This window comes from Cognaticolwellia mytili (genome assembly GCF_002104475.1).
In the GTDB taxonomy this organism is placed as follows: domain Bacteria; phylum Pseudomonadota; class Gammaproteobacteria; order Enterobacterales; family Alteromonadaceae; genus Cognaticolwellia; species Cognaticolwellia mytili.
In genome coordinates this window covers 985,816-998,851 of sequence record NZ_NBOF01000002.1, presented here as the reverse complement: position 1 = coordinate 998,851, position 13,036 = coordinate 985,816, and the positions used below count along the sequence as shown (strand labels likewise).

Below are 13,036 nucleotides of genomic sequence, written 5' to 3'. Positions count from 1 at the left end.
TTTTATATTAGCAGTATCTAATGTAATATCCAACTAGATTTGCTTTATTACAGTATTTTTACGTTGTGATGAACAATAAATTACCGCTTCAGAGAGAAAATAATGACAGCATTAGCACTCATAGATATTAAAGAAATGCGCGGTAATGCTTCGCAAGTTGCTGATTTGTTAAAAGCGATGAGTAATGAAAATCGACTATTGATTTTGTGCCATCTAGGTGAAAAAGAAATGTCGGTTAATGAGCTTAATAATTTTGTCGATTTAAGCCAATCAAGCCTATCTCAGCATCTAGCAAGATTGCGCAAAGACGGCTTAGTGAAAACACGTCGCGAATCACAAACTATCTTTTACAGTATTGCTAACCCCTCTGTAGTTAAGCTTATTGGCTTTCTTCATAGTGAGTTTTGCTCATAACCGATTAACCTTAATATTTTAAAATATTGAGGTTAATCGTTACTAAAAAGCTTCTTTCTTACCATAGCGCGATAAGCTTTCGGTGTTAAATTCAACATCTTTTTAAACAAACGGGTAAAGTTTGCTTGGTCTTGATAACCGACGTGAAAGGCTATTTCCTGAATAGATAAATTACTAGCCGCTAGTAGTTCTTTTGCGGTTTCTATTTTCAATTTTTGCCAATATTGTGTGGCATTGACGCCTGTAGCGAGCTTAAACCTTCGAGTGAATGAACGCTGGCTAATGCCAAACTGTTGCGCTATTTCATTTAAAGTTAAGTCTGAACTTAAATTGGTTTGCAGCCAAAATTGAATTTGACTGATCAACTCATCAGGATGGCGGTCAACAGCACCCTCCAAATATCGCTGATCTTCGTAAGGCTTTCTTATTTCATGGGAAAAATTGCGTTCGACTTGTTGTGCGGCATTTTGGCCATAAATCTGAAAAATTATATGTACAACAATATCAGCCAAGGCATTTAGGCTCGCGGCACAATAAGTGCGTTCTGACTGAGTGATAAAAAAGTCAGGTTTTAAATCTACCTGCGGGTAATCACGTTTAAATTGTTCAACATAGTGCCAATGCGTTGTTGCTGGGTGATTATCTAAAATGCCAGTTTCTGCCATCATGCAGACACCCGTGCCACCACCAATAAGCGTTGTCCCTTGCTGCCAGATATGGCTTAGCCATTTAAGCATTTTAGGTTGCTGGGCAATAGTCGGCCGAGGGTTACGCCATAAGCTCGGAATAAAAGCAAAATCAGGATGTTGGGCACTTTCAACGTCAGTATCGGGTAGTAGTCTGATCAAAGCGCGAGTCGAAATAGGTTTGATTGATTCTGCGACCATTTGAATAGAAAGCCGTGGTGCTTTTCTGTTTTCTTGCAGAGCTACCGCTTCACCTGCACGCAGCATTTCCACGGGTAAGCTAACACTAGTGGCCAGCATGTGGTCATACAATAATAGGGCGATGTTGATTGTGTTATCACAGTTGCGCTTAGATTTTTCTTTCATGACTTCTGCTGCTCAAATATGACGTAAATATATATTTGGCTATTTTTACATATTTTATGGCCATTGATGATTATTATTTTTATCAACTAACTTTTAAACTCATTTAACTAAATATTAAGTTTGAATTTTAAAGAGATTTTTTTCATGACTGCATTACCGATTATCGTTGGCATGGGTGGCATAAACGCTGCCGGTAGAACTTCCTTTCACCAAGGCTTTCGTCGTATTGTAATCGACAAGCTAAATGCTGAAGCTCGTCAGGAAACTTTCGTTGGCTTAGCCACTTTGATGAACTTATTAACTAGCCAAGACGGCAAGCTTGTTGATCAAGATGGTAATGTTGTTGATAAAGCAGATGTAGAACAGCAATTCGGTGAAGAAATTTTAGCGGGTACCTTAATCCGTAAAATTGAAAACGAACATTTTGATCCTGATGCAACGCCATGGCAGCAAAAATTGACTATGGATGTTGGTGACCAAGGCATTACTTTTGAAACCCGTGCACGTGACTTGCCTAAGCCTTTACCTCGTACATGGAAAGTGACCGAGTTAGAAGAAAAACGTGTTCGTGTTGAAATTGCAGGCGAAATTGAAGTTAAGCATGATTCAACACGTGATAACCCGATTAAAGCAGCAGGACAACTACCGACTGGCTTTAAACCGGCTAGTATGTATAACAGTCGTTATCAACCACGCGGTTTACAAGCAACTATATTTGGTGCTGCAGATGCCATTCATTCAACAGGTTATAGCTGGAATGAGATTGCTGATAAAGTAAGCCCTGATGAAATTGGTACATATTCAGCATCAGTTTTTGGCCAAACTCAAGCTGAAGGCGTAGGTGGTATGATGCAAAATCGCCTTAAAGGCGAACGTGTATCGACGAAAAATTTAGCGCTTGGTTTAAACACCATGCCAACAGATTTTGTTAATGCTTATGTAACGGGCAATGTGGGTACAACGTTTACTTCAACAGGTGCTTGTGCAACTTTTTTATATAACTTAAAAGCTGCTGTGCAAGATATTCAAGCCGGTCGCATTCGTTTAGCGATTGTTGGTAGTAATGATTGTGCGATTACACCAGAAGTGGTTGAAGGCTTTGGTAATATGAGCGCGTTAGCTAATGAAGAAGGCTTGAAAAAACTAGATGGCAACGGTATTGCTGACCATCGTAATACCAGTCGTCCTTTTGGTGACAACTGTGGTTTCACTATTGGCGAAGCTGCACAATTTATTATTTTGATGGACGATGCTTTAGCGCTTGAATTAGGTGTCAATGTTTTAGGTTCAGTTGCTGATGTGTATACCAATGCCGATGGTATTAAAAAGTCGATTACCGCACCGGGCCCAGGTAACTATATTACCATGGCGAAATCTGTTGCTTTAGCAGCAGCTATTGTTGGTGAAGAATCAATACAACAACGCAGCTTTATTTTAGCGCATGGTTCAAGTACACCGCAAAATCGCGTGACAGAATCATTAATTTATCATCGCATCGCTGAAAGTTTTGATATTAACAATTGGCCAGTAGCTGCGCCTAAAGCTTATGTTGGTCATACGATTGGTCCAGCTAGTGGTGATCAGGTAGCCATGGCTTTAGGTATTTTTGCTCATAATATTATGCCAGGTATAACTACCATCAAAAAAGTTGCTGATGATGTGCATAATGAACGTTTGAACATTGCTACCGAGCATTGGGATTGTCATAACATGGATGTCGCTTTTATTAACTCAAAAGGTTTTGGCGGTAATAATGCCACGGCAACCTTGCTTTCACCTGATGTTACATTGTCGATGATGGAAAAGCGTCATGGTAAAGATAAGATGGCAAGCTATGAAGAAAAAACAGTAGCGGTTGAACAAGCTAGAGCGACATACCAAGAGCAAGCTAATAATGGTGAATTTCAGCTTATCTATCGTTTTGGTGATGGTACATTAATGGATGATGATATTACCTTGTCGACAGAAGATATCGGTGTTACGGGATTTGCTAATAAAATTCAACTACCAAAAAATAACCCGTTTAATGATATGATTTAAAATCTTTTAATTGAATAAATACAAAGCCCTGCAATTATATTGACAGGGCTTTTGTCTTTATTGCACTATAGTGATGTATGAATAGTCTGTCGCTTTAATAGATCCATAGATAAATACCGGTTAATCATCAGAAAGCGTTAAGGCCTATTTGAAATTGTCAGTAGTACAATCGCCATTTATCAGAATAATATAAAGTAAGTGTTAAAAACAAATCTGAAGCGGTTGAAAAAGGATTTTATGTTGTAGTTTTGAAGTTACTCAATGCAACGTAGTTTAAATTTTAGCAATTTAGTAACGATTAATTGGTGCATAAATAGTGTCCATATCCCCGATAAAGATATCATTAAAACTTGAAAATGAACCTGCTAAAGTGAAAGCTGAGCACAATCATCCACTAATATTTGCTTTAATCTTAGGTGTGCTAGGGGCATTGCTAAACAGCTTTCCCGTAGAGCTTGCTTATAGCATCTCCTTAGTACTTGGCAATTTAGCTTTTATTATTGCCGCTGCTTATCTACGACCCGCCTTAACCTTTTTATGTGCTTTAATTTGTGTTGCTCCTTTATTGATTATTTGGGGTCACCCTTTTGGTTTTATTACCTTTGGCCTCGAAGCATTATTTGTTTCGTTTATGCGTAACAGAGGTTGGTATTTACCTACTGCTGATTTTTTATATTGGATTGTTATTGGCATGCCATTGACCGCCTTACTGATCTGGTTTAATAACATTGATGCTGAGGCATATATTTTATTTTCTTTATTTAAACAAAGCATTAATGCGGTTTTTTATACCGCAGTCGCGGTGATAGTTACATTCGTCTTTGGCGAGAAACTAAAGCAATGGATTACGCCGCAACAACCACCGTTGATAAAGAGCTTAAAACAATATTTACATTACATTTTATGGGTAATGTCAGCTTTTTTTGTTGTTGGTATTTGTTTATTTCTTAGTCGCAGTTTAAATGATATTCAGCATCGACAATTTGATGAGAAACTCAATATTAGTAGTCTATATTTGAGTCGGATTGTCGAAAATTATGTTGATGAGCATACTAAAGCTGTAGCCCAAACAGCCAATAATTTTTCAGCGATTGAACCGGATGAGTATGCTAGTACGCTAATTAAAGCTCATCAGCTATATCCAGGTTATTTGACTATGCTTGTTGCCAACAATCAGGCGAATGTAACTGCTTCTTCACCGGGTTCTTTATTGGCAGACATTCCAAATAATAGTTTGAGTATTGCTGATAGAACGTATTTTTCACAAGCCTTCTACAATGAGGCCTTATATATATCACCTGTTTTTCTTGGACGAGGCTTTGGCGTTGAACCAATTGTAGCGATCAGTTCGCCCTTTTATTATCAAAATAGTGATAAGCCTGCTGGAATTATAGAAGGCTCACTTAATCTAAATATGTTTGAACAAGTGAAACAAGTTGAGGGCGGCGGTGATGAAATAGCTATTGTTTTGACTGACGAAAACGACAATGTTATCTATGCTGATAAAGCTTTAAAGTTAATTACCCTAGCCAAATTTAACTTCTCGATTACCCAAGATAAATCAAAACATAAATTGATGGTTGTTGGTAAAGAAGGCGGAAGTAGCAAAAACTACTTATATCGCCAAGTTGATTTAAAAAATGGTTGGAAGATTTTTGTTATTATTGAGCATGTTCAGCTGTTAAATTTAATTGAGCAACAATATTTAGCTATTTTTATGTCACTATTTTTAATTTTTGTATTTGTTGTGTTGTTAGCTAGTCAGTTTGCTCATACATTAAACCAACCTCTAGAATATGCACTTAAAGAGCTTGCCCGCGGGGGTGAAAAAAAGAACTATAAAACGATTCCTTTTGAAGCACCGACCGAATTTATAACCCTATATACAGAGCTTCAGCAAGCACAAAAGCGTCAGCTTCAGCACCAACACCTACTAGAAGAGGAAGTTGCTCAAAGAACGTATGAACTTAATCAAGCTAATGAAGCATTAAAAGAGTTAGCTAATAGAGATAGCTTAACGGGCTTATATAACCGTCGTTATCTTGATGATAAATTTAGTGAATTACAGGCTATATTGTCACGTAATAAGGGCAGTATGATGGTTGCAATGCTAGATTTAGATCATTTTAAAGATTTGAATGATAATTATGGCCATCTTCTTGGTGATAAGTGCTTGGAGTATGTTGGTCAGCTTATGAAAAGCAAATTTGATCGCCGTAGTGATATTGTTGCTCGCTTTGGCGGTGAAGAATTCATCATTGTCGCTCAACATGATGATAATCAAACAGTAATGGAAATGCTTGAGGATTTAAGAAAAGAAATTTCTCATCATTGTTTTCCGTATGACGGTCAACAATACTTTGGTATTACTGTCTCTATAGGTGTCGTGACGGCTGACGCAACTTATTCAGAAAAAATAGAGCAATGGATACATTTTGCTGATGAACAACTTTATTGGGTCAAAAATAATGGACGTAACAAAATGTCGGTGACACATATAGATTAACCTGAATTATAGATAAGTGGTATTTGGTCAGCATATTTTTTAAACCACCCTTAGCGTTAAACTGAGCGTCTATGGTATTTATTGTCCTGGGTTTAGGCTAGACTCAAGTTGCTCACCTGTTAACCATTTTTGACGAATGTTATAAATAGTACCATTATTTTCAAGTTGCCGGTAAGCGCTGCCTAAGCGCGTCAGCCATCTAGGGTCAGTCCCTAAACTTAAAGCAACGCATAGTTTATTGTTTAGCTCGTAGGCACTATGTACTTTTACTAATTTTTGATAATCTAAGCCCAATCGTTTAGCTCTATGTTTAACGGTTAATTCTGTTGCAACAATTAAATCGACTCTAGCGCTAAATAGCATTTGAATGTTTTGCTCTTGTTGCACTAAACGCAAGACGTTATTGAATTCTTTGTCAGTCAGGTATTGTTCTGCATTTGAGTAACGTGAAACTGCTATTTTTTTATCCTTAAGCTGTTCAATACCATACGGAATATTTTGATAATGACTTTTCAGTCCCCAAAAGGAAAATTTTTCTTTGGTAATACAGCCAAGCCAATTAAACATTGCTGATCTATGTGGTGTATTTGCAATGGAGAATATAAGCACATTAGGCTTTTGCTTAGCTACTTCATAGGCTCTTGCCCAAGGCATAATTTTTATATTAGGTTCTATTGTAATGATTTTAAATAATTCATTGATAACTTCAATTGATAAGCCGCTCAGTGAGCCGTCTGAGTTTTGAATTTGAAATGGTGCAAGATGTTCAGTAACAATTGTAAGTTCGGGTAAGTCATTACTTCTCACGGGTAAAGTGCAGAGTAATATTGAGATGGGTATTAAAAAGTAGCGTGTTAAGAATGTCCTCAATAGTTTTGACTCAGCTGTATTTTCTATATTATTGAGTTTAGTCACTACTATGCATAACCTCGCTCATATCATAATGATAGCTTAGTCTAGATGAAAGTTATTGTCTAAATTAGCGCTTTTTTAGCTTACTAAAAAAGCGGCTCATGCCGCTTTTTAAATTTAACACAATTACTATGTTATGCTTTTTTGTATTGCTCTGTAGTCACAAAATCTAGTATGCCGATTGCGGCTTTTCGGCCTTGGTCAATTGCGGTAACAACAAGGTCTGAGCCTAGCACCATATCACCGCCAGCGAAAATATTAGCTTTACTGGTTTGTAAGGCAAAATCGCTATTATCTACCGCAACTACTCTGCCGCGGCTATCTACTTCCACGCCGGCATCCTTCATCCATTGTGGCGGGCTAGGTAAAAAGCCAAAAGCAATAACAACAGCATCTGCAGGCATAATAAATTCAGAACCTTCAATAACTTCAGGATTTCTGCGACCATTTGTATCCGGTGCACCAAGTTGAGTTTTAACAAACTTAACACCACAAGCGTTACCATCTTCGTCGATAGCAATATCTAAAGGTTGGATATTAAATTGAAAATTTACCCCTTCTTCTTTCGCATTTTGTACTTCGCGTGGTGAGCCTGGCATATTTGCTTGGTCACGACGATATGCACAAGTTACTTCACTAGCGCCTTGTCTAATAGAGCTTCGAACACAATCCATAGCAGTGTCACCACCACCTAAGACAATAACTTTTTTATCTGAAAAATCAACATAAGGTTTAGCGTTTTCATTGCCATTCGCTTGTGAAAGTTGCATTAACTTTTGGGTATTACCAATTAAAAAATCTAAGGCGTTATAAACACCAGGAGCTGATTCGTTGTCAAAGCCGCCAGTCATATCTGTGTATGTGCCAAGAGCTAAAAATACAGCATCAAATTCATCGCTAATATCAGTAAAACTAATATCAACGCCCACATTGGTATTTAAGCGAAATTCAATCCCCATACCTTCAAGGATTTCTCGACGTGTTTGGATAACATCTTTTTCGAGCTTAAATGAAGGAATACCAAAGGTTAGTAGGCCTCCAATTTGCGCATGTTTATCAAAAACAATAACATCGACACCGTTTCGAGTTAGTACATCTGCACAAGCAATGCCTGCGGGGCCAGCACCAATGATAGCAACACGCTTTCCGGTTGCGATAACTTCAGATAAGTCGGGCTTCCAGCCTTGAGCAATCGCGGTATCGGTAATGTATTTTTCGATATTGCCAATAGTCACAGCGCCAAAATCATCATTCAGTGTACAGGCCGACTCACAAAGCCTATCCTGTGGACAAACTCGGCCACACATTTCAGGTAAGCTATTGGTTTCATGACAAAGGTCTGCAGCCTCAAAAATCTTACCATCGGTGACTAGTTCCAACCATTGTGGAATGTAGTTGTGGACAGGGCATTTCCATTCACAATATGGATTGCCGCAATCTAAACAACGATCTGCTTGGCCAGCGCTTTGTTCATTACTTAAAGGTTGATAAATTTCAACAAAATTAATTTTCCGCTGTTCTATTGCCTTTTTCGGCGGGTCAATGCGCTTTACATCGATAAATTGATAAATATTTTTACTCATGAATTAATCTCTCCAATTCGTGTTCATTGTTATTGTGCTTGAACACGAAGTTCTGCAGACGAACGGCTGCGATGACCCAATAATGTTTTGACATCAACCGCTTTTGGTTTCACCAATTTAAACAGCGGAGCATAACTTGAGAAATTGCTTAAAATTTCTTGTGCTCTTAAGCTGTTGGTTTCGTCGAAATGTTGGTTGATAATACCGCGTAAATGTTCTTGATGAATATTAAGCTCATCGATGGCTAACATTTCGATCGATTCATTATTTAAACGCACGTCGAGGTCATTATTTTCATCTAAAACATACGCAAAGCCGCCGGTCATACCTGCGCCGAAGTTAACGCCGACTTGTCCTAAAATAGTGACAATGCCGCCGGTCATATATTCACACGCATGATCACCTGTACCTTCAATCACGGCATGACAACCTGAATTACGAACAGCAAATCGCTCACCTGCTTTACCGCAACCATAAAGTTTTCCGCCAGTAGCACCATATAAACAGGTATTTCCCATGATCATGGCTTCATGACTCAAATACTCGACACCTTTTGGTGGCTTGATGGTTAATTTACCACCGGCCATGCCTTTACCAACATAGTCATTAGCATCACCCGTTAAGGTCATTTCTAAGCCGCCAGCATTCCAGACACCAAAACTTTGACCTGCAGTGCCATTAAAGAATACTTTTATTGGGCTAGAAGCCATGCCTTGATCGCCATGCTGACGGGCAATTTCACCTGATAATGAAGCTCCGACTGAGCGATCGGTGTTTTGAATTGCTAGCCGATATTCACCACCCTGACTGTGGGCGATAGCGTCTGAGGCGAGTGAGACTAATTTTTGGTTTAGTTCACCTTTATCAAATGGTTGATTATCCTGTGTTTGATAAAGTGCAGTATCATCCTTTGCAACAACGGGGGCGATAATAGGCGACAAATCTAGTTTCTGTTGCTTAGCGCTAACACCAGGTAGCATTTCGAGTAAGTCTGTACGTCCAATGATCGCTGTTAAGCTTTCTACACCCAGTGTAGCTAATATTTCACGAACATCTTGAGCGATGAATTTGAAATAATTCATCACTTGATCAGGTAAACCTTTAAAGAATTGTTCACGCAATACGTCATCTTGAGTTGCTACACCTGTAGCACAGTTATTTAAATGGCAAATACGTAAGAATTTACAACCAAGAGTTACCATAGGTGCGGTACCAAAACCAAAGCTTTCAGCACCTAAAATTGCGGCTTTAACGATATCTATACCTGTTTTTAAACCGCCATCTACTTGTAAACGAACTTTATGGCGTAAACCATTAGTCACTAAAGATTGATGTGCCTCTGCTAAACCAAGCTCCCAAGGACAACCGGCATATTTTACTGAGGTCAGTGGGCTAGCACCGGTACCGCCGTCGTAACCAGAAATGGTAATAAAATCAGCATAGGCTTTAGCGACACCTGACGCTATGGTGCCAACACCAGGGCCGGAGACCAACTTTACGGAAATAATCGCTTTTGGATTCACTTGTTTTAAATCGAAAATAAGCTGGGCTAAATCTTCAATTGAATAAATATCATGATGAGGCGGTGGTGATATTAAGGTTACGCCCGGAACTGAAAATCGTAATTTAGCGATTAATGGGGTTACTTTATCGCCCGGTAATTGTCCGCCTTCTCCCGGTTTAGCACCTTGCGCGACTTTAATTTGCAAGACATCGGCATTAACTAAGTAGTGTGGCGTAACACCGAAACGTCCTGAAGCTATTTGCTTTATACGTGAATTTTTTACTGTGCCGAAGCGACGCTCGTCTTCACCACCTTCACCTGAGTTTGAAAAGCCACCTAAACGGTTCATGGCAATAGCCAATGCTTCGTGTGCTTCAGGGCTTAAGGCGCCAATTGACATTGCAGCGCTATCAAAGCGTTTAAATAATTCACTTTCGGATTCGACTTTAGCAATATCTATGGCTTGTTGATCATTTTTCAATGCTAATAAATCACGTAACGCGGCGGCAGGGCGGTTATTAACTTGCTCAGCGAATATTCGATAGTCTTTGTAATCACCACTGCGTACAGCGGTTTGCAATGTACTGACAACATCGGGGTTGTAGGCATGATATTCACCACCATGAACATACTTTAAAAGTCCGCCATGGCTAATTTTTTGATGTGGCATAAATGCTTTACGAGCAAGATTGATACTGTCTTGCTCAATGTCGGAAAAATCCGCACCTTCAATACGGCTTGGTAAATCAGGAAAGCAAAGTTGCATGATATTGCGACTTAAACCAATGACTTCGAAAAGCCCAGCACAACGATAACTTGCTATGGTAGAAATACCCATTTTCGAGAGTATTTTTAATAACCCTTTATTGATGCCTTCTCGGTAATTCACTACCGCTTGACGAGGGGTTAAATCAATTTGCTTTTGTTGTACTAATTGCTCAATAGTTTCATAAGCAAGGAATGGATAAATGGCGGTTGCGCCAAGTCCAAGTAACACAGCAAACTGATGAGAATCACGTACCGAAGCGGTTTCAACAATAATATTTGAATCACAACGCAACTGTTGATCGACTAAACGTTTTTGTACCGCACCAACAGCCATTGCTGCTGGAATAGGGAGCATACCTTGGTGTATCTGGCGATCTGATAAGACTAAAATTACCGTATTTTTTTCACGTACTAATTCTTCTGCTTCATCACATAAACGTAATACTGCTGCCTCTAAACCTTCTTCTTGGTCATAATTTAGCGTTAACGTATCTGAACGATAATGCTCAGGGTCAAGTTCACGTAGCTGCTTTAAACCGGTATACATTAGCACTGGCGTGGCAAATAAAATGCGATCAGCATGGCCAGTGGTTTCATTGAAAACGTTATGCTCACGACCAATACAAGTCCCTAATGACATGACGTAACGTTCACGTAATGGGTCAATAGGTGGGTTGGTGACTTGAGCAAACTGCTGACGAAAGTAGTCGAATAATGAACGTGGCTGGCTTGATAACACTGCCATTGGTGTGTCATCACCCATCGACCCCGTCGCTTCTTGGCCATTTTCTGCCAAGGTTTTTACGACTTGATGAATTTCTTCATAGCTGTAGTTGAACATTTTATGATATTGAGCGATTTCTTGATCGCTAAAAACGCGTTGACCAATGAGCTCACCATCTAGCTTATCAAAAGGCACTAAACGGCGAATGTTATTATCTAACCATTTTCGGTACGGGTGGCGAACTTTTAGCTCGTTGTCTATTGCATTAGAGTCAAATATTTTACCTGTGTAGGTATCAATGGCGAACATTTCGCCTGGCCCTAAGCGGCCTTTTTCTACTACTTCATCTTCACCGTAATCCCAAATACCGACCTCGGAAGCTAAAGTGATAAAGCCATCGCGAGTGATAACATAACGAGCAGGACGTAAGCCGTTACGGTCTAAGTTACAGGCTACATGGCGCCCGTTAGTGACTACAACACCAGCTGGGCCGTCCCACGGTTCCATGTGCATAGAGTTAAATTCATAGAAGGCTTTTAAATCATCGTCCATTAGCGGACTATTTTGCCATGCAGGCGGCATTAATAAACGCATACCTCGGTATAAGTCCATGCCGCCGGCGAGAAATAATTCCAACATGTTATCTAATGAAGAAGAGTCAGAGCCACTCTCGTTAACAAAAGGAGCTGCATCTTTTAAATCAGGTAATAAAGGTGAACGAAAGCGATGAGTACGTGCTCTACTCCATTGCCTGTTACCTTTAATCGTATTAATTTCACCATTGTGAGCTAAGTAACGAAATGGTTGTGCTAAATGCCATTGAGGTGAGGTATTCGTAGAAAAGCGTTGGTGAAATACACAAATGGCGGTTTGCATGCGAATATCGGCAAGGTCGAGATAAAAGTTTGGTAAATCTACCGGCATCATCAAGCCTTTGTAGATGGTTACTAAACAAGACAAACTGGCAACATAAAAGCGTTCATCAGTGATGCGTTTTTCTGTGCGACGACGAGCCATATATAAACGACGTTCTAAATCACGATTTCGCCAACCCGGAGGAGCATCGACAAAAACTTGTTCTATACCCGGTAAATTACTTTTCGCGATTTCACCTAGCGTTGATATATCTGTTGGTACTTCTCGCCAGCCGACTAATGTTAGGGTTTCTCGGGCAAGCTCTTCTTCAAGAATTTTTTTACTTAAATTGGCTTGAACCGGATCAGGGTTAAGAAAAACCATACCAACAGCGTACTTTCTACCTAATTGCCAATTGTTTTCTTCGGCAATGGCACGAAAGAAGCTGTCAGGCTTTTGCATTAGCAAGCCACAACCATCGCCCGTTTTTCCATCGGCTGCAATGCCACCACGATGTTGCATCCTATCAAGAGCGTGAATAGCAGTCTTCACCAGTTTATGGCTTCTTTCTCCATGCTGATGGGCAATTAAACCAAAACCGCAATTGTCTTTTTGATAAGTATGATCGTAAAGCTGCATTCTCTTCTCCTAAATAAACGCTCCAACTATTGATATTTA

At 39.5% G+C, this 13,036-nt stretch carries 7 protein-coding genes; 3 read left to right on the top strand and 4 right to left on the bottom strand.

The genetic code is table 11. The features are described from left to right. The first annotated feature begins 102 nt into the window (after positions 1 to 102). A complete protein-coding gene (locus tag B7C41_RS09250; RefSeq protein ID WP_235839662.1) occupies positions 103 to 414 on the top strand; it encodes an ArsR/SmtB family transcription factor in 312 nt (103 codons plus the stop codon). A 32-nt stretch (positions 415 to 446) separates the two neighbouring features. Here B7C41_RS09250 and B7C41_RS09245 read toward each other — a convergent pair whose 3' ends face one another. Further along, positions 447 to 1,466, bottom strand: coding sequence for a GlxA family transcriptional regulator (locus B7C41_RS09245; protein WP_085298489.1), 1,020 nt, complete (start codon positions 1,464 to 1,466; stop codon positions 447 to 449). Positions 1,467 to 1,610: 144 nt separating this feature from the next. Between B7C41_RS09245 and B7C41_RS09240 the strand changes: the two genes are divergently transcribed. Together B7C41_RS09240 and B7C41_RS09235 are read left to right on the top strand one after the other, a co-directional pair. Beyond that, positions 1,611 to 3,506, top strand: a complete 1,896-nt coding sequence (locus B7C41_RS09240) for a beta-ketoacyl synthase (RefSeq protein WP_085298488.1) — start codon at positions 1,611 to 1,613, stop codon at positions 3,504 to 3,506. Positions 3,507 to 3,822: 316 nt separating this feature from the next. Continuing rightward, positions 3,823 to 6,012 carry a diguanylate cyclase gene (locus B7C41_RS09235; RefSeq protein ID WP_143764340.1) on the top strand — a complete coding sequence of 730 codons (2,190 nt, stop codon included), beginning with the start codon at positions 3,823 to 3,825 and terminating at the stop codon, positions 6,010 to 6,012. Between the two features lie 78 nt (positions 6,013 to 6,090). On the opposite strand, the gene B7C41_RS09230 is transcribed toward B7C41_RS09235, so the two are convergent. The 3 genes from B7C41_RS09230 to gltB form a co-directional block, all read right to left on the bottom strand. Continuing rightward, the gene (locus tag B7C41_RS09230; protein WP_158089106.1) at positions 6,091 to 6,927 is read right to left on the bottom strand and encodes a substrate-binding periplasmic protein; all 837 of its coding nucleotides are present in this window, start codon (positions 6,925 to 6,927) and stop codon (positions 6,091 to 6,093) included. Between the two features lie 131 nt (positions 6,928 to 7,058). After that, positions 7,059 to 8,507 (bottom strand): FAD-dependent oxidoreductase, encoded by a 1,449-nt coding sequence (locus tag B7C41_RS09225; protein WP_085298485.1) that lies wholly within the window; start codon positions 8,505 to 8,507, stop codon positions 7,059 to 7,061. A 29-nt stretch (positions 8,508 to 8,536) separates the two neighbouring features. Beyond that, positions 8,537 to 12,997: a glutamate synthase large subunit gene (gene gltB, locus B7C41_RS09220; protein WP_085298484.1), complete on the bottom strand. Its 4,461-nt coding sequence runs from the start codon at positions 12,995 to 12,997 to the stop codon at positions 8,537 to 8,539. Positions 12,998 to 13,036 lie beyond the last annotated feature (39 nt).

Coding starts and splice junctions, on each gene's coding strand:
- B7C41_RS09250 (WP_235839662.1), top strand. CDS start 103: ATGACAGCATTAGCACTCATAGATATTAAAGAAATGCGCGGTAATGCT.
- B7C41_RS09245 (WP_085298489.1), bottom strand. CDS start 1,466: ATGAAAGAAAAATCTAAGCGCAACTGTGATAACACAATCAACATCGCC.
- B7C41_RS09240 (WP_085298488.1), top strand. CDS start 1,611: ATGACTGCATTACCGATTATCGTTGGCATGGGTGGCATAAACGCTGCC.
- B7C41_RS09225 (WP_085298485.1), bottom strand. CDS start 8,507: ATGAGTAAAAATATTTATCAATTTATCGATGTAAAGCGCATTGACCCG.
- gltB (WP_085298484.1), bottom strand. CDS start 12,997: ATGCAGCTTTACGATCATACTTATCAAAAAGACAATTGCGGTTTTGGT.